This window comes from Citrobacter sp. Cb080 (genome assembly GCF_030334745.1).
Taxonomy (GTDB): domain Bacteria; phylum Pseudomonadota; class Gammaproteobacteria; order Enterobacterales; family Enterobacteriaceae; genus Citrobacter; species Citrobacter braakii.
In genome coordinates, this window is sequence record NZ_JAOWDG010000067.1 from 19,661 (window position 1) to 39,957 (window position 20,297).

The 20,297-nt window shown below is 49.5% G+C and carries 19 protein-coding genes and 1 pseudogene; 13 read left to right on the forward strand and 7 right to left on the reverse strand.

Features of this window, described 5'->3' with window-relative positions; genetic code table 11:
* Positions 1 to 52: 52 nt before the first annotated feature.
* The 3 genes from ldtC to OGV38_RS12470 all read right to left on the reverse strand — a co-directional run bounded on the left by ldtC (position 53) and on the right by OGV38_RS12470 (position 5,796).
* Positions 53 to 1,018, reverse strand: coding sequence for a L,D-transpeptidase LdtC (ldtC, locus tag OGV38_RS12460; RefSeq protein ID WP_286473372.1), 966 nt, complete (start codon positions 1,016 to 1,018; stop codon positions 53 to 55).
* Between the two features lie 148 nt (positions 1,019 to 1,166).
* On the reverse strand, positions 1,167 to 4,613 hold the full coding sequence (gene mfd, locus OGV38_RS12465) for a transcription-repair coupling factor (protein ID WP_269517416.1): 3,447 nt from the start codon (positions 4,611 to 4,613) through the stop codon (positions 1,167 to 1,169).
* Positions 4,614 to 4,731: 118 nt separating this feature from the next.
* Entirely contained in the window at positions 4,732 to 5,796 is a 1,065-nt protein-coding gene (locus OGV38_RS12470; protein ID WP_269517415.1) for an acyltransferase family protein, read from the reverse strand.
* 261 nt (positions 5,797 to 6,057) lie between these two features.
* Here OGV38_RS12470 and lolC point away from each other — a divergent pair, with 261 nt between their 5' ends.
* From lolC to cobB, 5 genes are all read left to right on the forward strand, one after another.
* Positions 6,058 to 7,257 (forward strand): lipoprotein-releasing ABC transporter permease subunit LolC, encoded by a 1,200-nt coding sequence (gene lolC / locus OGV38_RS12475; protein ID WP_003030806.1) that lies wholly within the window; start codon positions 6,058 to 6,060, stop codon positions 7,255 to 7,257.
* Positions 7,250 to 7,951 (forward strand): lipoprotein-releasing ABC transporter ATP-binding protein LolD, encoded by a 702-nt coding sequence (gene lolD, locus OGV38_RS12480; RefSeq protein WP_019076500.1) that lies wholly within the window; start codon positions 7,250 to 7,252, stop codon positions 7,949 to 7,951. Before lolC ends, lolD begins: the two co-directional genes overlap by 8 nt.
* Positions 7,951 to 9,195 carry a lipoprotein-releasing ABC transporter permease subunit LolE gene (lolE, locus tag OGV38_RS12485; RefSeq protein ID WP_016152683.1) on the forward strand — a complete coding sequence of 415 codons (1,245 nt, stop codon included), beginning with the start codon at positions 7,951 to 7,953 and terminating at the stop codon, positions 9,193 to 9,195. Before lolD ends, lolE begins: the two co-directional genes overlap by 1 nt.
* 141 nt (positions 9,196 to 9,336) lie before the next feature.
* The gene (nagK, locus tag OGV38_RS12490) at positions 9,337 to 10,248 is read left to right on the forward strand and encodes an N-acetylglucosamine kinase (RefSeq protein ID WP_016152684.1); all 912 of its coding nucleotides are present in this window, start codon (positions 9,337 to 9,339) and stop codon (positions 10,246 to 10,248) included.
* Positions 10,249 to 10,263: 15 nt separating this feature from the next.
* Positions 10,264 to 11,085 (forward strand): Sir2 family NAD+-dependent deacetylase, encoded by an 822-nt coding sequence (cobB, locus tag OGV38_RS12495; protein WP_016152685.1) that lies wholly within the window; start codon positions 10,264 to 10,266, stop codon positions 11,083 to 11,085.
* A 51-nt stretch (positions 11,086 to 11,136) separates the two neighbouring features.
* Here cobB and potD read toward each other — a convergent pair whose 3' ends face one another.
* Positions 11,137 to 12,183: a spermidine/putrescine ABC transporter substrate-binding protein PotD gene (gene potD, locus OGV38_RS12500; RefSeq protein WP_029139492.1), complete on the reverse strand. Its 1,047-nt coding sequence runs from the start codon at positions 12,181 to 12,183 to the stop codon at positions 11,137 to 11,139.
* A 27-nt stretch (positions 12,184 to 12,210) separates the two neighbouring features.
* Positions 12,211 to 12,990: a spermidine/putrescine ABC transporter permease PotC gene (potC, locus tag OGV38_RS12505; protein WP_003030794.1), complete on the reverse strand. Its 780-nt coding sequence runs from the start codon at positions 12,988 to 12,990 to the stop codon at positions 12,211 to 12,213.
* A gap of 239 nt (positions 12,991 to 13,229) precedes the next feature.
* On the opposite strand from potC, the pseudogene OGV38_RS12510 reads away from it, so the two are divergent.
* Positions 13,230 to 13,337: pseudogene (locus OGV38_RS12510) on the forward strand (antitermination protein Q); the annotation flags it as partial.
* Between the two features lie 138 nt (positions 13,338 to 13,475).
* On the opposite strand, the gene OGV38_RS12515 reads toward OGV38_RS12510, so the two are convergent.
* The gene (locus OGV38_RS12515; RefSeq protein WP_016152687.1) at positions 13,476 to 13,688 is read right to left on the reverse strand and encodes a KTSC domain-containing protein; all 213 of its coding nucleotides are present in this window, start codon (positions 13,686 to 13,688) and stop codon (positions 13,476 to 13,478) included.
* Between the two features lie 553 nt (positions 13,689 to 14,241).
* On the opposite strand from OGV38_RS12515, the gene cspE (OGV38_RS12520) reads away from it, so the two are divergent.
* The 3 genes from cspE (OGV38_RS12520) (at position 14,242) to OGV38_RS12530 (ending at position 15,584) form a co-directional block, all read left to right on the forward strand.
* The gene (cspE, locus tag OGV38_RS12520; RefSeq protein ID WP_005127641.1) at positions 14,242 to 14,454 is read left to right on the forward strand and encodes a transcription antiterminator/RNA stability regulator CspE; all 213 of its coding nucleotides are present in this window, start codon (positions 14,242 to 14,244) and stop codon (positions 14,452 to 14,454) included.
* Positions 14,455 to 14,882: 428 nt separating this feature from the next.
* Complete coding sequence (gene ymcF / locus OGV38_RS12525) at positions 14,883 to 15,071, forward strand: cold shock small protein YmcF (RefSeq protein ID WP_071600303.1); 189 nt, start codon at positions 14,883 to 14,885, stop codon at positions 15,069 to 15,071.
* Positions 15,072 to 15,413: 342 nt separating this feature from the next.
* Positions 15,414 to 15,584: a hypothetical protein gene (locus tag OGV38_RS12530; protein WP_223949811.1), complete on the forward strand. Its 171-nt coding sequence runs from the start codon at positions 15,414 to 15,416 to the stop codon at positions 15,582 to 15,584.
* A 203-nt stretch (positions 15,585 to 15,787) separates the two neighbouring features.
* Here the strand turns inward: OGV38_RS12530 and OGV38_RS12535 are convergent, their stop codons facing one another.
* A complete protein-coding gene (locus tag OGV38_RS12535) occupies positions 15,788 to 16,873 on the reverse strand; it encodes an FUSC family protein (protein ID WP_286473375.1) in 1,086 nt (361 codons plus the stop codon).
* Between the two features lie 1,340 nt (positions 16,874 to 18,213).
* Between OGV38_RS12535 and cspE (OGV38_RS12540) the strand changes: the two genes are divergently transcribed.
* The 4 genes from cspE (OGV38_RS12540) to OGV38_RS12555 all read left to right on the forward strand — a co-directional run bounded on the left by cspE (OGV38_RS12540) (position 18,214) and on the right by OGV38_RS12555 (position 20,150).
* Positions 18,214 to 18,426 (forward strand): transcription antiterminator/RNA stability regulator CspE, encoded by a 213-nt coding sequence (gene cspE / locus OGV38_RS12540; protein ID WP_047415357.1) that lies wholly within the window; start codon positions 18,214 to 18,216, stop codon positions 18,424 to 18,426.
* Between the two features lie 10 nt (positions 18,427 to 18,436).
* Positions 18,437 to 18,625 (forward strand): cold shock small protein YmcF, encoded by a 189-nt coding sequence (gene ymcF / locus OGV38_RS12545; protein WP_152607087.1) that lies wholly within the window; start codon positions 18,437 to 18,439, stop codon positions 18,623 to 18,625.
* A gap of 73 nt (positions 18,626 to 18,698) precedes the next feature.
* Positions 18,699 to 18,929, forward strand: coding sequence for a hypothetical protein (locus tag OGV38_RS12550; protein ID WP_019076503.1), 231 nt, complete (start codon positions 18,699 to 18,701; stop codon positions 18,927 to 18,929).
* A 240-nt stretch (positions 18,930 to 19,169) separates the two neighbouring features.
* Positions 19,170 to 20,150, forward strand: a complete 981-nt coding sequence (locus OGV38_RS12555) for an IS5-like element ISKpn26 family transposase (protein ID WP_000019450.1) — start codon at positions 19,170 to 19,172, stop codon at positions 20,148 to 20,150.
* Positions 20,151 to 20,297: the final 147 nt, after the last annotated feature.

Consider the following 20,297-nt stretch of genomic DNA (forward strand, 5'->3'; position numbering starts at 1 on the left):
AATAAAAAACCCCCGCGGAATAAAATCCAGCGGGGGTTTTTTATGCGCTGGATTACAGCGGTTGTTGAGCAACGTCGTGATGACGGGTGACATCGACCGGCATGCCTGAGCGAATCTCCATCGCATGTTCCATGACGGCAGAGTCCGTTTGCGCCGCATTCTTAAACGTCTGCATGGATGCGTTCAGCACGATCGGCAGCAATTGCGGGTCGTCATTGATTTTTTCGGACAACGGCTGGTGTACTTCAACCAGGCGCACGCCGTTAGGTTCAACAGATGCTTTGATTGGCGTATTGATAATATTGACCTTGGTTCCTGGCTTCACCTGACGGAACAGAGTTTCGATATCACCGTCGCGTAGACGAATACAGCCGGAACTGACGCGCATTCCGATGCCAAAGTCAGCATTAGTTCCGTGCAGCAGGTACACACCGCCGTATGCCGCTAAGCGAATGGCATGATGGCCCATCGGGTTATCCGGCCCGGCAGGCACCACGGCAGGAAGGTCGATCCCGTTCACTTTGTATCGCGCGCGGATATTTGCCGTAGGCGTCCAGGTCGGGTTGGCACGTTTATCAGAGATGGTGGTTACCATTGTGGGCGTCAGCGTGTCACCGCCTAACTGGCCAATACCAATAGGATACACGGTCACCGAATTTGTCCCTGGCTGGTAATAATAAAGACGCAGTTCGGCGAGGTTGATAACAATGCCTTCGCGTGGCGCATCCGGCAGCAGGGTTTGTAACGGAATAGTCAGCACGCTGCCCGGACGTGGTACGTAAGGGTCAACGCCGGGGTTGGCCTGTAGCAGCGCCAGAAAGCCGACATTGTATTTTTTCGCAATCGCTTCCAGAGAACCGCCATTGTCTTCGACAACGTGAACGGCATTCTGACCCACCACGCGGCTTCCCGGTGGCGGCAGCGGCCAGGTATTTGCCTGGGCCGGAAGTGCTAACGCGAAGGTCGCGGCAAGCGTAAAAAATGCTAACCAGCGAGAGAGTCGTTTATTGTTTAACATCACCATAAATCCATTGTTTTTACGTGGTTTTTATTATGTAAAAGTAAACAAGAATTATGGCGGTTTGCAGTGTCGGGAAGTGCAGGGAAGTGCAAAGAGTTTGTAAATTCATCAGGCCGGGTGAGTGGAGGACTCACCCGGCTTGACGCTAGGCTACGGCGTTCTCTTCAAGCTGGCGCATAAACTGGCGAACCCAGTCGATCCGTGCTTTACGCTCGCCCAACTCCTGCATGAATTTCAGGCGTGTTGGACCATCCAGACGGAAGTGTTGCGGTTGTTTTTGCAGTAAACCAATTAGCCAGACCGGGTTAACATGGTTTTTCTCGGCAAACTCAATAGTACCGCCTTTTTCATTGCCTTCGAGCTTTCTGATCCCCAGTTTCTGCGCCTGCTGGCGTAAACGGGCAATATCCAGCAACGTCCGGGCCGGGTCGGGCAGCAGGCCAAAACGGTCTATCAGCTCGACCTTAATTTCTTCCAGCTCGGTTTCGCCTTTCGCACTGGCAATGCGCTTGTAGAACGACAGTCGCGTGTTGACATCCGGGATATAGTTATCCGGCAGAAGCGATGGCATGCGCAGTTCGACTTCGGTTTGCTGGCTGGTGAGATCTTCCAGCGACGGTTCACGCCCTTCTTTGAGCGCATCGACAGCGTTTTCCAGCAGCTCCATATACAGTGAGAAACCGATACTTTCCATGGAGCCACTTTGATCTTCGCCCAGCAGTTCCCCTGCGCCACGAATTTCGAGGTCGTGGGTCGCCAGCGCAAAACCTGCACCTAAATCTTCCAGCGAGGCGATGGCTTCCAGGCGTTTTTGTGCGTCGGTGGTCATCGCTTTTGGGTGCGGCGTTAGCAGCCAGGCGTATGCCTGATGGTGTGAGCGTCCCACACGACCCCGTAGCTGATGCAATTGCGCTAAACCGAAGTGGTCAGCTCGTTCAATGATGATGGTGTTGGCAGTGGGAATGTCGATCCCGGTTTCGATAATGGTGGTACACACCAGCACGTTAAAACGCTGGTGGTGGAAATCGTTCATCACGCGTTCCAGCACGCGCTCGCGCATTTGCCCGTGGCCGATACCAATGCGCGCTTCCGGCACCAGTTCCGCTAATCTGTCAGCGGTTTTCTGGATATTTTCGACGTCGTTAAAGAGATAATAAACTTGTCCCCCGCGCATAACTTCACGCAGGATAGCCTCGCGTACCACCAGGTTGTCATATTCGCGCACGAAGGTTTTGACCGCCAGACGACGAGCGGGCGGTGTGGCGATGATCGACAGATCGCGCATGCCGCTCATCGCCATGTTGAGCGTGCGCGGAATTGGCGTTGCTGTCAGAGTCAGAATATCTACATCCGCACGCATTGCCTTGATACGTTCTTTGTGGCGAACGCCGAAACGGTGCTCTTCATCGACAATCAGCAGACCCAGATCTTTTAGCTTCACATCCGCTTGCAGCAGTTTGTGAGTGCCGATGAGAATATCGATTTTACCTTCGGCAACCTGCTCCAGAATCTGCGCTTGCTCTTTGGCGCTACGGAAACGGGACAGCATCTCAATGCGTACCGGCCAATTGGCAAAACGGTCGCGGAAGTTGTCGAAGTGCTGCTGAGCGAGCAGGGTGGTCGGTACCAACACGGCAACCTGCTTGTGATTCTCTACGGCGAGGAAGGCGGCACGCATTGCGACTTCGGTTTTACCAAAGCCGACATCGCCACACACCAGGCGGTCCATGGCCAGCGGTTGACACATATCGCTGAGTACCGCGTTGATCGCCTGCGCCTGGTCGGGCGTGGTTTCAAACGGGAAGCTGTCGCAAAACAGCTGGTACTGTTCACGGTCATGCTTAAAGGCAAAGCCTTCTTTCGCTGCGCGCTGGGCATAAATATCCAGCAGCTCTGCCGCGACATCGCGGACTTTCTCAGCGGCTTTCTGTCGGGCGCGTGACCAGGCATCGCCGCCCAGTTTATGCAGCGGCGCATTCTCTTCCGCGCCGCCGGCGTAGCGGCTTATCAGATGCAGCGACGACACCGGCACATACAGTTTGGCGTCGTTGGCATAGGTGAGCATCAGGTATTCACCGGTAATGCCGCCTGCTTCCAGCGTGGTCATACCGGCATAGCGACCCACGCCGTGCTCCAGATGCACCACTGGCTGACCGGGATGCAGCTCCGCGAGGTTACGAATTAACGTATCCGGGTTGATGGTGCGACGAGAATCCTGGCGGCGACGCGCCACACGTTCACCGAGCAGATCGCTTTCACAAATCAGCGCCAGATTGCGTTTGCTATCGATGAAGCCGTGCTCGGCTGAGCCAATCATCAGATAACGACCGTTGTCTACGGCTTCGTCGAGTCGCAATATCCGCTTCGGCGCGACTTTGATGCGGGCGAGCAGTTCGCCTAGCGCTTCCCGGCGTCCTTCACTTTCCACCGAGAAAATTACCGGACCGGTAAAGCCCTCCAGGAATTTACGTAATGCATCTAACGGTGCTTTTTGCTGTGCCTGAACGGCGATATCTGGCAGCTTCTGGAACCCGAGGTTGGTATTCGCCGCTTTCTTCGGCAGACTCTCGGTTTTCAGCTGAACACGCGGCCAGCGTTTAAGTTCAGAAAACAACTCATCAACCCGCAGCCACAGCGATTCCGGTGGCAGAAGCGGGCGCATCGGATCAACGCCGCGATTCTCAAAGCGTGACAGGGTATCGGTCTGGAAGCGTGCAGCGCTGGTCTCGATATCGCCGGTATTTACCAACAACGTATTGGCGGGGAAGTAGCTGAACAGCGGCGGCAGCGGCTCGCTGAAAAACAGCGGCTGCCAGTATTCAATCCCCGTAGGTAACGTGCCTTTGCTGACCTGTTGATAAATATGCTCGGCGTCGCGTTTTACCTCAAACGTATCACGCCACTGACTACGGAACAGCTCAATGGCCGTTTTGTCAGTCGGGAATTCGTGTGCGGGCAGCAAATTAATGGCATCGACTTCTTCCAGCGTGCGCTGAGTGTCAGTATCAAACAGACGCAGGCTGTCGATTTCGTCATCAAAGAAATCCAGACGATAAGGCAATTCGCTGCCCATCGGGAACAGATCTAACAATGCGCCACGCGTGGCGTATTCGCCGTGTTCCATGACCTGATCAACATGGCGATAGCCAGCGCTGTCCAGTTGTTCGCGCAGGGCGTCGCGCGAAAGCCGCTGGCCTTTTTTCATGACCAGCGCATGACCATGCAGATAGCTGTGCGGACAGACACGCTGCATCAGCGTATTTACAGGAACGATCAGTACGCCGCGTTGCATGGCGGGCAGTTGATACAGCGTGGAGAGCCGTGAGGAGATAATCTCCTGATGGGGAGAAAAGCTGTCATAGGGAAGCGTTTCCCAGTCGGGCAGGTTCATCACCATCTGGTCAGTAAACTGACGAATTTCATCATGCAGACGCAAAGCATTTTGCATGTCCGGCGCGATCAGCACCACTGGACCCGCGTGACGTTCGGCGATTTCGGCGACCAGCGTTGCGCAGGCGGCACCCGTAAGCTCACCCAACTGGCGCTGATCGGAAGCGCCCGTTGGGAGCGTGTAACGATGTTGTTCAGGCATTCGGTTGTCAGGATCTCGTTTAGATATACATCTGATAAGCAATGTTCTTTATTATCCGTGATCGTTTCTCATAAGCAAATTGATTCGCCCCCGAATGGGGGCAAAAAGCGCGAAGGGGTTAGCGCGAGGCGAGCGATAAAGAGGGCGGGGAAAAGAGCAGATCGGCCACGGTTTTTTGTGAAATCTTACGCACCAGCAGGCCAAACAGGGTGCACAGCAGCAGACAGGCGAACGGATACACCAGTAGCAGGGCCAGCTCCGCGTATGCACGCCAGGCGGCATGATTGATTTTGGGGATAAGCGTTAAGCTGAACAGCTCAACCAGAATACGGTGTGTGGTGTAGATGGCGATGGTATTGGCGCCAATCATGCTTAACGGACTGGACGCGCGCATGCCAAAGTGGAGCTCGAACTGATAAAACAGCTTCATGATCAACACAATGGAAAGGAGAGAAAGCAATAGCGAGACATGTGCCAGCCAAGCGATGATGGCGACGATTGTGCAACCCAGAACAATGACCGCATGACGGCGCAGGGGCACCTCCTTGATCCACGCCATCAGCATTGCGCCAAACCATGCGCCGAGGCTATACCAGGGCAAATTGCGAATCACGCTGTTCATTCCCCACCACGGGGTCGGGAAAAAATTGATCGCCACGCTCAGCGCCACAAATAATGCTAACAACGGTATCGCCCAACGGCTGAAAATTTTACACAGAACAAAATAGACAATCAGCGCGTACAGATACCACAGGCTGGTGCTGGCGGTCAGCATCCCGTGGGTAAAACCCGCAATCGAATCCGCATAAGCGGCGTTGGCGGCATGGGTCAGATCGCGCTGCGGGGCGAGCCAGTTATTGAGCGCCACCAACGCCAGCCATTGCACCACTCCCCAAAGCACCAGCACCCAGGCGATACTCCAGATCCGTTTATCCACGCAGGTTGTCCACGGGACGTTATCGATGTAGCGGCGGATCAGATACCCCGAAATAAAGAAAAACACCGGCATGCGAAACGGTGCCAGGTACAAATTGAGGTAAATCCAGCATTTGCTCAACACCTCTGAGAGTGGATGCTGAAAAGTGGTGAGGTGCGGGTAAAATGTGATCACCGAGTGGTAAATCACTACCAGGCAAATGCATAACCCCTTGATTTGATTAATCCATAGTTCTTTTTTATTCATTGAGACGGCGCATCCATATTGATTGCAATAGCCTGCCATCCTGCGCAACCCGCCGTGCGCTGTAATGCGTAACTGTCTGCATTTTGTTTTTTTAGGATAAAGGTCAGGGATTAGGGTTGCAGGGGAGAGGGACAACTTTAGCGGTTTGATTTATTTATACTTTTAAGAATAGTGCTGACGAACACTTACGGTTCAGTCATTTACCCATTCCGCTTTCGCTTATATACTCGTGACTTTGCTAACAGCAACCAGACGGATTTCATGTACCAACCTGTCGCTCTATTCATCGGCCTACGTTATATGCGTGGGCGTGCAGCAGATCGCTTCGGTCGCTTCGTTTCCTGGCTCTCCACCATTGGCATTACTCTCGGGGTAATGGCGCTGGTTACGGTGTTGTCGGTGATGAACGGTTTCGAGCGCGAACTGCAAAACAATATTCTTGGCCTGATGCCTCAGGCCGTCCTCTCGTCTGAACAGGGTTCTCTAAACCCGCAACAGCTACCGGAAAAAGCGGTGGTGTTGAACGGCGTCAACCGCGTTGCACCGATAACCACGGGGGATGTGGTACTGCAAAGTGCGCGTAGCGTGGCAGTCGGCGTGATGCTGGGTATTGACCCGGCGCAAAAAGATCCATTAACGCCATATCTGGTCAATGTGAAGCAAACAGATCTGCAGCCGGGTAAGTATAATGTCATCCTCGGAGAGCAGCTTGCGGGGCAACTGGGTGTTAATCGTGGCGATCAAATTCGCGTGATGGTGCCCTCAGCCAGCCAGTTTACCCCCATGGGGCGTCTGCCGAGCCAGCGTCTGTTTACGGTAATTGGCACCTTCGCCGCCAACAGCGAAGTCGACGGCTACCAGATGCTGACCAACATCCAGGATGCGTCACGTCTGATGCGTTACCCGGTGGGCAATATTACCGGCTGGCGTCTGTGGCTCAACGAACCGTTAAAGGTTGATACGCTGAGCCAGCAAACGCTGCCGCAAGGCACCAAATGGCAGGACTGGCGCGAGCGCAAAGGGGAATTGTTCCAGGCCGTGCGTATGGAGAAAAACATGATGGGGCTGCTGCTTAGCCTGATCGTGGCGGTGGCGGCATTTAATATTATTACCTCGCTGGGTCTGATGGTAATGGAGAAGCAAGGGGAAGTGGCGATTCTACAAACGCAGGGGCTGACGCCGCGGCAGATAATGATGGTGTTTATGGTTCAGGGGGCCAGTGCCGGGATTATCGGCGCGCTGCTGGGCGCGGTGCTGGGCGCATTACTCGCCAGTCAACTGAACAACCTGATGCCAATTATCGGTGTGCTTCTGGATGGGGCTGCGCTGCCGGTCGCCATTGAGCCGCTGCAGGTTATCGTCATTGCGCTGGTGGCGATGGCCATCGCGCTGCTGTCTACGCTTTATCCTTCCTGGCGCGCTGCCGCCACTCAACCCGCTGAGGCTTTACGTTATGAATAAGATCCTGTTGCAATGCGACAACCTGTGCAAACGCTATCAGGAAGGCACAGTGCAGACCGATGTACTGCACGATGTCAGTTTTTGCGTCGGTGAAGGTGAGATGATGGCGATTGTCGGCAGCTCCGGTTCCGGTAAGAGTACTTTGCTCCATCTGTTAGGCGGGCTGGATACGCCAACTTCTGGCGATGTCATTTTTAGCGGTCAGCCGATGAGCAAACTCTCGTCGGCGGCGAAAGCGGAACTGCGCAATCAGAAGCTGGGCTTCATTTATCAGTTCCACCATCTGCTGCCGGACTTTACCGCGCTGGAAAACGTGGCGATGCCGTTGCTGATCGGCAAGAAAAAACCGGCTGAAATCACCGAGCGCGCACGGAATATGCTGAAAGCAGTAGGGCTGGACCATCGTGCCAGCCATCGTCCGTCTGAACTTTCAGGCGGTGAACGCCAGCGCGTGGCCATTGCTCGTGCGCTGGTGAATAACCCGCGCCTGGTACTGGCGGATGAGCCAACGGGTAACCTGGATGCGCGTAACGCGGACAGCATTTTCGAGCTTCTGGGGGAGCTGAACCGCTCTCAGGGCACGGCATTTTTGGTGGTGACACACGATCTGCAACTGGCGAAGCGCATGAGCCGCCAGCTTGAAATGCGCGATGGTCGCCTGACGGCTGAACTGAGCCTGATGGGAGCTGAGTAATGGCTTCGCCTTTATCGTTATTGATTGGTCTGCGTTTTAGCCGTGGTCGGCGGCGCGGCGGCATGGTCTCGCTGATTTCCGTGATTTCCACCGTTGGCATTGCGTTGGGCGTAGCGGTGTTGATCGTCGGCTTAAGCGCCATGAACGGATTTGAGCGTGAGCTTAACAACCGTATTCTGGCCGTGGTGCCGCACGGTGAGATTGAAGCCGTGAATCAGCCGTGGAATAACTGGCAGGAAGCGCTCGACAAGGTACAGAAGGTACCAGGCATTGCCGCTGCGGCGCCTTATATTAACTTTACCGGGCTGGTGGAGAGTGGGGCGAACCTACGCGCAGTGCAGGTGAAGGGCGTTGATCCGCAGCAGGAGCAGCGTTTAAGCGCGCTACCCTCGTTTGTGCAAAACCACGCATGGGATAATTTCAAAGCGGGTGAGCAACAAATCATTATTGGTAAGGGAATTGCCGATGCGCTGAAGGTGAAGCAGGGCGACTGGGTATCGATTATGATCCCTAACGCCAGTGCGGATCATAAGTTACAGCAGCCTAAACGCGTGCGTTTGCACGTCACGGGGATACTGCAACTGAGCGGTCAGCTCGATCACAGCTTTGCCATGATCCCAATGGAAGATGCGCAGCAATACCTGGATATGGGATCCAGCGTTTCCGGGATCGCGCTGAAAGTGAACGACGTGTTTAACGCTAATAAACTGGTGCGAGACGCGGGTGAAGTCACCAATAACTATGTGTACATTAAGAGCTGGATCGGTACTTACGGTTATATGTATCGCGATATCCAGATGATCCGCGCCATTATGTATCTGGCGATGGTGCTGGTGATTGGCGTGGCCTGTTTTAATATCGTTTCCACGTTAGTGATGGCGGTAAAAGACAAAAGCGGCGATATTGCGGTATTAAGAACCCTGGGGGCTAAAGATGGCCTTATACGTGCCATTTTTGTCTGGTACGGCCTGCTGGCGGGTCTGTTCGGTAGCCTGATAGGCGTCGTCATTGGGGTGGTTGTCTCGCTGCAACTGACGCCGATCATTAACGGGATTGAGGCGCTTATCGGCCATCAGTTCCTGTCCGGCGATATCTATTTCATTGACTTCCTGCCATCGGAATTACACTGGCTGGATGTGATTTACGTGCTGGTGACAGCACTCGTGCTGAGTCTTTTGGCAAGTTGGTATCCGGCGCGTCGCGCCAGCAATATTGATCCTGCGAGAGTACTTAGCGGCCAATAACAATATATACACGAAAGCATTCATGCGGCGGTAAGGCGGCAAACCGAAATCTCCATGAGCATAGATAACGATGTGACTGGAGGGTGAGGGCGCAGCCAACCCCAAGGCATCTTGAAGGATGACGTGTATCAAGGAGCGGTGATGTATTACGGATTTGACATCGGCGGGACCAAAATTGCGCTGGGCGTATTTGATAAGCAACGTCGTTTGCAATGGGAAACACGCGTCCCTACGCCTCGCGACAGCTATGACGCTTTCCTTGATGCGGTCTGCAATCTGGTGACGGAAGCGGACCAGCGGTTCGGCGTTAAAGGTTCGGTAGGCATCGGCATTCCTGGCATGCCGGAGACGGAAGACGGCACGCTGTATGCGGCCAACGTTCCTGCTGCCAGTGGTAAGCCGCTCCGCGCCGATCTCAGCGCTCGCCTTGACCGCGATGTGCGTCTGGATAACGATGCTAACTGTTTTGCCCTCTCCGAAGCCTGGGATGACGAGTTCACCCAATATCCACTCGTGATGGGGTTGATCCTCGGTACCGGTGTTGGCGGCGGTCTGGTGCTTAACGGGAAATCTATCACCGGGCGCAGCTATATCACCGGCGAGTTTGGTCATATCCGTTTGCCAGTCGATGCGCTGACGTTGATGGGCTTTGATTTCCCATTGCGCCGCTGCGGGTGCGGTCAACTGGGATGCATCGAAAGCTATCTTTCCGGCGGTGGATTTGCGTGGTTGTATCAGCATTACTACCATCAATCGCTGGATGCCCGGGAAATTATCGCACTGTGGGAGCAGGGTGATGAACAAGCACGTGCCCATGTTGAACGCTATCTGGATTTGCTGGCGGTGTGCCTTGGGAATATCCTGACTATCGTCGATCCTGATTTGGTGGTGATTGGCGGAGGCTTGTCGAATTTTACCGCTATTACGACGCAACTGGCGGACCGACTGCCACGTCATCTGCTGCCGGTTGCCCGGGTGCCGCGTATTGAGCAGGCGCGGCACGGTGATGCGGGCGGGATGCGCGGAGCCGCTTTCCTACATCTTACCGATTAATACAAAGAGGTTGTTATGCTGTCGCGCCGGGGTCATCGGTTAAGCCGCTTTCGTAAAAATAAACGCCATATGCGCGATCGCCTGCGTCAACGAATCTTTTTCAGAGACAGAGTGGTGCCTGAATTGATGGAAAAACCAAGAGTGCTGGTACTGACGGGAGCGGGAATCTCCGCTGAGTCAGGAATTCGAACCTTTCGCGCGGCGGATGGTCTCTGGGAAGAACATCGGGTAGAGGACGTTGCGACTCCGGAAGGATTTAGTCGTAATCCGCAACTGGTCCAGTCGTTTTATAACGCCCGTCGTCATCAGTTGCAACAATCAGAAATCCAGCCTAACGCGGCGCATATCGCGCTGGCAAAACTCGAAGCCGAGCTGGGCGACCGTTTTTTACTGGTGACGCAGAATATTGATAACCTGCATGAACGTGCGGGCAGCCAGAACGTAATCCATATGCACGGCGAACTGCTCAAGGTTCGCTGTTCGCAAAGCGGGCAGATTCTGGAGTGGACTGGCGATGTGACTGCGGAAGATAAATGCCATTGTTGCCAGTTTCCGGCGCCGTTGCGCCCGCACGTGGTGTGGTTTGGTGAAATGCCGCTGGGCATGGATGAAATTTATATGGCACTGGCAATGGCCGATGTGTTCATTGCGATTGGTACATCGGGCCATGTATACCCGGCAGCGGGGTTTGTGCATGAAGCTCGACTACATGGGGCGCATACGGTAGAGCTAAATCTCGAACCGAGCCAGGTAGGAAGCGAGTTTGAAGAGAAGTATTACGGTCCGGCAAGCCAGGTGGTGCCTGAGTTTGTTGAGAAATTATTGAAAGGATTGTGATTTTTTTGCCCGATACGCGCAGCGCTATCGGGCATTCCTTACAACGCTGAATTAACGTCCTGCTTTCAGCTTCTGATAATACTCTTCATAGATAGCGCTGGCGGAACCGACATCGTTCTGCCATTCCCCTTTGTTGATGGTTTCTGCATCAGGGTAGAGGGTTTTATCGTTCGCGACTTCAGGGCTTAACAGCTTACGTGCTGCCAGGTTTGGCGTCGGATAACCGATGGTTTCCGCGACTTCTTTCGCCACGTCCGGGCGCAGCAGGAAGTTAATCAGCTTCAGCGCACCTTCTTTATTTTTTGCGTTTGCTGGAATAGACAGGCTGTCCATCCAGAAAATCCCACCTTCTTTCGGCCATACCACTTCCAGCGGTGTACCTGCCTGACGCGCAACATACGCGGAGCCGTTCCACACCATCCCCAGATTGACTTCGCCTTCCATATACGGGTTGGCCGGGTTGTCAGAGTTAAATGCCGCGACGTTAGGCATCAGCTTCTTCAATTCGTTATAGGCGGCTTCAATCTCTTTAGGATCGGTGGTATTGCCGGAGTATCCCAGCTTGCGCAGCGCCATCTGGAACACTTCTCGCGCATCATCCGTTAACAGCAGGCTACCTTTGTACTCCGGTTTCCACAGATCGGCCCAGCTGGTTACTGTTTTCGGGTCGATGGCATCGCTATTGATGCCAATGGCCGTCGCACCCCAGATATACGGGATAGAGTAGTCATTGTTGGGGTCGAATGGCTTGTTGAGCATTTCCGGATCGAGGTTGTGGAAGTTGGTCAACGTCGACTTGTCGATCTTCTGGATCATGCCTTCTTTGCGCATTTTATCAACGTAATAGGTGGACGGAACCACCAGATCGTATGCGCCGTCTTTATAGGTTTTGAGCTTGGCGTACATGGTTTCGTTCGACTCGTAGGTCGAATAGATAACCTTAATGCCGGTCTCTTTGGTGAACTGCTCCAGCAGTCCAGGCGGGACATACTCGGTCCAGTTATAGAAATAGAGCGTGTTGTTGTCATTAGCGTGAGCGGCGCTCATGCCCAGTGCCAGAGCACCCGCCGCGAGCAGGTGGCGTGACCATTTTTTCATCATTTAACGTCCCCTGAATTAAGGGCCTTAGCGGCCCTTGGTTTTATCACGTGCAATAAGCTGGCTGGCAATCACCATAACCAGCGACAGAACCAACAAAATGGTCGCCAGCGCGTTCACCTCTGGTGATACGCCGACTTTTACCATTGAGTAGATTTTTAACGGCAAAATTTCATAACCAGGCCCGGTAACGAAGGACGACACGACGACATCATCCATCGACAACGTAAAGCTCAGCAACCAGCCGGCAGCCACTGCAGGCATTGCCAGAGGCAGTATAATCTTGCGCAGAATAGTCACTTCACTGGCGCCGAGATCTTTGGCGGCTTCAAGCATTCGTACATCAAAACCTTTCAGACGTGAGTAAACCGTCACCACCACAAAAGGTAGACAAAAAGTGATATGCGAGAACAGCAGTGACCAGAAACCCAGTTGAATGCCGATCAGCATAAACAGCACCAGCAAAGAAATCGCCATTACGATATCCGGAGACATCATCACCACGAACAGCATGCCGCTGACAAACGGTTTACCGCGAAAACGGTAGCGGTACAGTGCAACCGCTGTGAGTGAGCCGATCAGCGTGGCAAACGTGGCGGATAGCACCGCCATCGTCAGCGAGTGTTGCGCTGCCTGTAGCAGGCTGTCGTTGTTCATCAGCAGGCCGTACCATTTAGTGGTAAAACCCTGCCAGTTGATGCCAAAGCGCGAGCTGTTAAAGGAGTTCACAATCAAAATAATGATTGGAATATACAGATACGCGTAGATGGCGGTCATAAAACCGCCTCTGAGCAGCCGACCGATCATTCGCGTTTCACCTTCTTGTTCAGAAGGCGCGATGTTTTCAGAGTATTGAAAATAATCAACTTTTTCTCTTCTCCAAAATCTCTCCAAAACTTCCCGCCAAAACAGATAGCCAAAAAAGAAGCAGCTATCACTAAGGCCGCGAATTTTACAACAATTTTTAGGATGATCGGGAAAAAAAGGCCATTTAAATGACCCGCTTTACCCATTCCTGACTGCGAGTGGCGGTATAGCAATCGGTTCAGGGAACAATTAGCGCACGCTACCGCTGTGGTGGTAAAGGGGAGGTACTTGACTGCAAAGCCACGAAAGAGCATGGCGTCCCAGTGTTTGAAACCTGTGAACGCTGCAGGGAGCATGCTTAACGAAGGGTAACGAAATTGACGGGAATAGTGGTTTTTGGGATATCAATTTCCTGGCCCGGTGCTAACAAAAACAGAAAACACCAGAACGGCGTTTTACGCTATCTACAGCGTAAATTTCTTGAATCACCCTGTTTTACGACACAAGAATTTACCTTTAATGACACCGTCAAAGAAACGGCCTTTAGATTGCACCGTGAGAAAAGAGTTATAGATGCTTTCAGGAACGCCCACATACTGGAAAGTTGAAGAATTTACGAAACCAATCTCCAGTATCTTTTCTAATGGGTAGTAACCAATAAATTTTATTTTTGATGAAATCATTGCCTGTCGTTGCATTTTTTCTCCTTCAATTTTTTTAATTTTCCTTCTCTGATAATACACTGATATGAAACAAAAGGAGCATAGTTTTGTAAATGTTATGGCTGTTTCAGAATTTACTGGTTGGAAGAAATGATTTTCTTTGTTGCTATTAATTTCCTCAGATGCGAAAAATAGCACGAAAATTCGTTGCTGGATTTTTACGGATTGAAACGGGGTTTCCTTTAAGTTGCTGATAAATATATTCTATTTTATTTTTCGTTATCTAGGGGACGACCGGCAGTATGTTATTGCTAGTGAACAGAACTCATTGATTATGCTGTCTCAGTTTCCATTTCTAAGATTTTGCGAAAAATTAAATGAAAAAATAACTTGCTATTGTTTGTGGGGTGTGTGATTAATGAGGGGTTGGTTAGGTACACAGACCCATTAAAGCGGTTTAGTAAAGCAGTTCTCATCTCAAGCGTTATCCACAGATAATCCTTTCTTTTGAGCCTTCTTATCGTTACTAATTAGATTGTGTGCGAAGCCCTTTTCGCCGTAAGGCTACATAGAATTTAAGGAATTACCTGTGTCTAATAAAATGACTGGTTTAGTAAAATGGTTTAACGAGTCTAAAGGTTTTGGTTTTATTACCCCTGACAATGGTAGTAAAGATGTGTTTGTACACTTCTCTGCTATTCAGAGTGGTGGCTTTAAAACGCTGAATGAAGGCCAAAAAGTTGAGTTCAGCATTACTGCTGGTGCAAAAGGGCCGTCAGCTGAAAACGTAGTTGCTGCCTGATATTTTTCCTGATGTAAACCAATATACGATAGCGAAGACGGTGAATGCCTGAGTAGATATATTGGTTTTTCAGAAACTCAACATCTGCCAACATAAAGCTGAACAGATGTCTGAGTCTAATCATTGGGTAGAACAGTTGAAATGATTATTTTATGAATGTCATTTGTTGTTTTACCTCTGTAGTTTTTCTTGCACGCTTAAGTGCATTCGTAAAAGCTAACAACATCCCAAAAATCGCTGGTGCTATAATATAAAGAAAATTATATTATTTTAGATTCCTCATGTGAACTGATAAGAAATATTTATTTTTTATTGCTTTTAATAGTGAGTTGTAACCTGGTACTGAAAACCAAGAGAAATTATTAGTTAAATAGATCTTTTGGATATCACTGCGGTAGTGAGTGTTGTAGCAAATAAAGGCTAACATCATGACCGACCATATTTATTTTAAGTGCCCTTGTTGTCATGGGTCACAGTACAGAACTTCCCATTTTGATGTGACTGAGAAAAATCCCTTTGGTGCAAAGTGTATTTTTTGTAAATCATCAATGATCACACCTGATAACTATGCGCCATATACTTCCAGTAAATCAAATGAACAGGTGTTGCGAAAGTAACATTTGGCTCTGACCTTCCAGTTAAGGCGGCAAGATTCATTATCATTGCCAGGCACTGGTTTAAGTCCAACAAGGGCCGTCAGTCTGCTACTACCTCATCGAATTGAGCGGGCGACTTTTGAACTTGCAGGAGACGAGGGTTTGATCCTCTATGGTTACACCATGAATAAAAACCTCGTTCTAACGGGGTTTTGTCATTTCAGGGGTATCCGTGCAACATACAAGTAAGTTGGGCAAAGAATTGTATTTTTTGTTTTGCTATTAACATCATGTCTGATGTGTAACGGTATTACTAATAACCATATAAAGGGCAACGCATTGAGAATCATACAAAACCATATTATGGCCCAGGAAATTGGTGAAACAGTTATCCAGCTACTTGAAAATGGCAAAAGGGTTACGACCGGGAATATCATTGATTTGCTCGAACGGAAAAGTCATGCCTTGCACGGTCAAGAGGCCGATGAGATAAGAGAAATATTGATATTTATCAGGAAAAAATCTGTTCTGTAAACGAGCTATAAATCACCTACGGTGCTCACGGATTATGGTTTCTCAATCAAAGACCTACTGAGAGGCATCCAGCCTGGTAGTGCAAAACTCTTCTTTTCTGGCCCACACAATAAAATAGGCCTTTTTCATTACTAAAAGATAGGTTGTGATATCTGGACGGTGTGAGGCAATAATGATTACATATTTTTCGGTTGACATTGAAATCAATTATTTTCTGTAAGCGCTTTTGTGATTAAGGTTGATAGTGCTTCAAGTTGGATAGCAAGCTGAATGCTCAACCAGACATATCCGTGAACGGCGCTTTCAATGATTTCCTCGCCCTCATTGGCGAGTAAAAGACAATGCAACTCTTTAGTAATTTCGAGAAGATGCTCGCTATTTGATGCTATCGGCGTTGGGTTTCCTTCATGCAAGGCATGTGCGAGGGTGTTGAGGGTGCTACGGGTCATTTTTTCCATATCTGACAGCGTGTGAGTATTCAATATGAGAAATCGACTGCCACGGGATGCCCAGTGGGCATTTATCTGAAATTTTTGCGCCGCTATCATATCGCGGGTTATCGATTGAATACCTTCAAGTAGACTCTTCGCAATCTTTGTTTCTTTATTTACTGGTGTAATAAGGCTGCGCATTTTTACTACATTATTCAGCGCTCGCGTTTGAAGTTTGGCCATTCTCGGGGGCGCAAGAACGTTTCGGGAGACTCCCGCCGTTGTTATTTTTAGATAATCAGAAAGAAAGTCAGCAAGTTGTATACGCCAGTTAATGAATGCTCTTTGGGGAAAAATGCTGGTAAACAACATCGCCAGAATGCATCCTATAATAATGTTGGTGCTTCGCCACAATGCTGTTTGTAAGTCTCCTGCAGGAGCGCTGCTGACAACCGCCAGCGTGATACCAATCAATAATGCGGCATAGGGACGTTTACTCATGGCCAGAAAACCACAAAGGAAAGCTGCGCATCCACACCACAGCATCATCATAGTGAGAGAGTACATTTCAATGTGTAATGCGATGATCCCCAAAATCGCACCCCCTACAGTTCCCGCCATACGTTCAAGTGCCCTGGGTATCACATTGCCCATGTAACTAATTGGTCCCATGACCACAACCAGTGTAATCAGGGGCCAGGAGTGGTCTGGTAAATTCAACATTCTTATCAGTAAGAAAGTTATAACAAATGCTAAAGCAATACGGATCCCATGAACTACGCGATAGTTGCGGTAAATCTTAAGTTCTAAAGGACTTATCGGTTTATTCCGTTCAATGGAAAAAATATTGTTTTTCATTGGTTAAAATCTTTAACATAGACAGAATTATAAAGAATGTTCAGATATACACTGAAAAAATAAACTCGTCTTACTTTTTTAACTTATAAAAAAGGAGGGCGATGCCTGATATAGGTTATTGTTAATCAATTGCTAATGCAGTAGCGAAAGAAGAAGTAATTTTTAATACCCACATTATCTTTGGATTTGCCATTATGGTGGTAAGCGGTTCTACACATCTTGAGTGGCCCCTGACTTAAATTCAACATGTTGACTTTGACAGATATTAAAAAGTTGTGGACTTCCAAAATACTGGTTAGCATGTTTAAAACGTTTTCTTTTTCAGGTTGTTATAAGGCTAAGCAAAACAGGTCAGATGGTTTCTGTGCACGGCTTTATATCAGCAACGGTATCATTATATTTATAACATATGCATTTTGATGAGCTAAGGCCCGGACCAAAGCTCATGAGATATAAGTTCTGGCTACATTAGATGGAAGCAGTACACAACCTATTCATGTGTTATCGAAAAGCAACTACGTAAACAGAAAGTGCAAGTGCGAGAAATATCCAGTATTGAGAATGGTAATGGAAAAGTTTGAGCATAAATATCCTCCACAGATTCGGTTCCTAATTAATGGCAGATTTAAATGTCAACAACAAACAAAAAAGCATGGGTATTGATTGTTTGATTGTTTCATATTGTTTCAGTGATGTGCTATGACGGTGCGTTTGCACCAACAATAAGATTCTTGCATTGTTATGGTGAGCTTAGTGTCAGCCGGGCATTAAGACGCGATCAATCTACTGATAAATATAACCCAGGCAGCCATATGCGGCTTGTTCTATCCTGTCTGTTACTCTTTGCCAGCCGCACACCGATACCACAAATCTTGCCCGCCACCTGAATGCCGCAAAGCACACCGGAAATCTTGCCGTTCCTGCCAAAAGCAAAACAGCCGGAGCTGACGTTGTAATCCTCTCTGACATGCTCGGAAATTTCGTGGTAGACCCTAAATATTATGCTGAGATGGAGGAAATACGACTCTTCCGTGAGTCAAAATCCCTGAAAACTTAGGGTGATAGATAAAGGTCTTAAGCAGCATGACATAATTTTCGATTTAAGCTATTTAAATTCATTTTTATGATAAGAATCATGTGCGATTTCCCTATAAAACTAAATCTTGCTATGTTTGGTTAATCATGCGTTAATGAATTCTTGGTTTGTAACGAATTTATCTAAAGCAAGTGCTGTAATAATTTTATTTCTTGTTCCTGTTGAGACTTCCTTGCTGGCTTTTCTCTCTGATGATTTTTTCGGACCATTCTGCCCAAGGGCTTACTCAAGAAAGGTAATAATTATGTCTAATAAAATGACTGGCTTAGTTAAATGGTTCAATCCTGAAAAAGGTTTTGGGTTTATCACCCCTAAAGATGGCAGTAAAGATGTGTTTGTACACTTTTCTGCTATCCAGAGTAACGATTTCAAGACGCTGAATGAGAATCAGGAAGTTGAGTTTAGTGTTGAACAGGGACCTAAAGGCCCCTCAGCAGTTGATGTCGTGGTTGTATAAGGTAACTGTTATTACACATCATATTCACTTCAGATGCCCGTGTTGCCACGGATCTCAGTACAGAACGTCGAGCTTTGATGTTACTGAAAAAAATCCTTTCGGAGCAAAATGTATTTTTTGCAAATCGGGAATGATTACATTTGACAATGTTGCGCTATACATTCGTTCTGGTCTAACTTCGTTAGATTTTAGAAAATAAAGTTCAGGTTCCTTATGGAGCCTTTTTTGTATGCTAAACCGTTCATCTCTGTACGAACCATCACGGTATCATTATGAAAAAAGTAATCGTTTTTTTTAACTCAGAACCGGCAGTTGTTGTATCCGTAATGAAGGGAATTACTTCGATAATGCGTGAGTTTCCCAATGGGGAAAAAGCACACCTGTCCGTGATGTCAGCAGGATTTCCATCTCTGACAGGAGACCATAAAATAGTTTATGTTGCCTCTGATCGCGATGTCAGTTCCGAAGAGATTCTCGAGGCAGCATCGAAGCTTTTGAAGTGACATCTGATTGTTTCTTTACCGACCGAGATAGTAGTCCAGTGGTTTGCAGATGTTTTGCGCTTTTCTTGTATGAAGATTGCACTGCAACCTCTTGATTATTGAGTCTTTCCATTCTATCTTTTAAACATGTCAGCGCTGTTATAAGTGCTCCACGGGGAATGTTACATACTTGGGAAGGTGCGAACAAGTTCCTGATATGAGATCATCATATTCATCCGGAGCGCATCCCAGAGGGACATCATGAGCCATCAACTCACCTTCGCCGATAGTGAATTCAGCACTAAGCGCCGTCAGACCCGAAAAGAGATTTTCCTCTCCCGCATGGAGCAGATTCTGCCATGGCAGAATATGACCGCTGTCATCGAGCCGTTTTATCCCAAGGCGGGCAATGGCCGACGGCCCTATCCGCTGGAGACCATGCTGCGTATTCACTGCATGCAGCATTGGTACAACCTGAGCGACGGTGCCATGGAAGATGCCCTGTACGAAATCGCCTCCATGCGCCTGTTTGCCCGATTATCCCTGGATAGCGCCCTGCCGGATCGCACCACCATCATGAATTTCCGCCACCTGCTCGAGCAGCATCAACTGGCCCGTCAATTGTTCAAGACCATCAATCGCTGGCTGGCCGAAGCAGGCGTCATGATGACCCAAGGCACTTTGGTGGATGCCACCATCATTGAGGCACCCAGCTCTACCAAGAACAAAGAGCAGCAACGCGATCCGGAGATGCATCAGACCAAGAAAGGCAATCAGTGGCACTTTGGCATGAAGGCCCACATTGGTGTCGATGCCAAGAGTGGCCTGACCCACAGCCTGGTCACCACCGCGGCCAACGAGCATGACCTCAATCAGCTGGGTAATCTGCTTCATGGAGAGGAGCAATTTGTCTCAGCCGATGCCGGCTACCAAGGAGCGCCACAGCGCGAGGAGCTGGCCGAGGTGGATGTGGACTGGCTGATCGCCGAGCGTCCCGGCAGGGTAAAAACCTTGAAGCAGCATCCGCGCAAGAACAAAACGGCCATCAACATCGAATACATGAAAGCCAGCATCCGTGCCAGGGTGGAGCACCCGTTTCGCATCATCAAGCGGCAGTTCGGCTTCGTGAAAGCCAGATACAAGGGGCTGCTGAAAAACGATAACCAACTGGCGATGTTATTCACCCTGGCCAACCTGTTTCGGGTGGACCAAATGATACGTCAGTGGGAGAGATCTCAGTAAAAACCGGAAATAACGCCAGAAATGGTGGAAAAAATAGCCTAAATAGGCTGATTCGATGTGTTTGCGGGAAAAAAATCGGCCCAGATCCGCGAAATTTTAATCAGCGAGTCAGCTTGGGAAGAAATGACCTGCTTATTCGCACCTTCC

Excerpts from the sequence above, each read along its gene's own strand:
- ldtC (WP_286473372.1), bottom strand. The coding sequence starts at position 1,018 with ATGTTAAACAATAAACGACTCTCTCGCTGGTTAGCATTTTTTACGCTT.
- mfd (WP_269517416.1), bottom strand. The coding sequence starts at position 4,613 with ATGCCTGAACAACATCGTTACACGCTCCCAACGGGCGCTTCCGATCAG.
- OGV38_RS12470 (WP_269517415.1), bottom strand. The coding sequence starts at position 5,796 with ATGAATAAAAAAGAACTATGGATTAATCAAATCAAGGGGTTATGCATT.
- lolC (WP_003030806.1), top strand. The coding sequence starts at position 6,058 with ATGTACCAACCTGTCGCTCTATTCATCGGCCTACGTTATATGCGTGGG.
- lolD (WP_019076500.1), top strand. The coding sequence starts at position 7,250 with ATGAATAAGATCCTGTTGCAATGCGACAACCTGTGCAAACGCTATCAG.
- lolE (WP_016152683.1), top strand. The coding sequence starts at position 7,951 with ATGGCTTCGCCTTTATCGTTATTGATTGGTCTGCGTTTTAGCCGTGGT.
- nagK (WP_016152684.1), top strand. The coding sequence starts at position 9,337 with ATGTATTACGGATTTGACATCGGCGGGACCAAAATTGCGCTGGGCGTA.
- cobB (WP_016152685.1), top strand. The coding sequence starts at position 10,264 with ATGCTGTCGCGCCGGGGTCATCGGTTAAGCCGCTTTCGTAAAAATAAA.
- potD (WP_029139492.1), bottom strand. The coding sequence starts at position 12,183 with ATGAAAAAATGGTCACGCCACCTGCTCGCGGCGGGTGCTCTGGCACTG.
- potC (WP_003030794.1), bottom strand. The coding sequence starts at position 12,990 with ATGATCGGTCGGCTGCTCAGAGGCGGTTTTATGACCGCCATCTACGCG.
- OGV38_RS12515 (WP_016152687.1), bottom strand. The coding sequence starts at position 13,688 with ATGCAACGACAGGCAATGATTTCATCAAAAATAAAATTTATTGGTTAC.
- ymcF (WP_071600303.1), top strand. The coding sequence starts at position 14,883 with ATGACCGACCATATTTATTTTAAGTGCCCTTGTTGTCATGGGTCACAG.
- OGV38_RS12530 (WP_223949811.1), top strand. The coding sequence starts at position 15,414 with ATGGCCCAGGAAATTGGTGAAACAGTTATCCAGCTACTTGAAAATGGC.
- OGV38_RS12535 (WP_286473375.1), bottom strand. The coding sequence starts at position 16,873 with ATGAAAAACAATATTTTTTCCATTGAACGGAATAAACCGATAAGTCCT.
- cspE (WP_047415357.1), top strand. The coding sequence starts at position 18,214 with ATGTCTAATAAAATGACTGGCTTAGTTAAATGGTTCAATCCTGAAAAA.
- OGV38_RS12550 (WP_019076503.1), top strand. The coding sequence starts at position 18,699 with ATGAAAAAAGTAATCGTTTTTTTTAACTCAGAACCGGCAGTTGTTGTA.
- OGV38_RS12555 (WP_000019450.1), top strand. The coding sequence starts at position 19,170 with ATGAGCCATCAACTCACCTTCGCCGATAGTGAATTCAGCACTAAGCGC.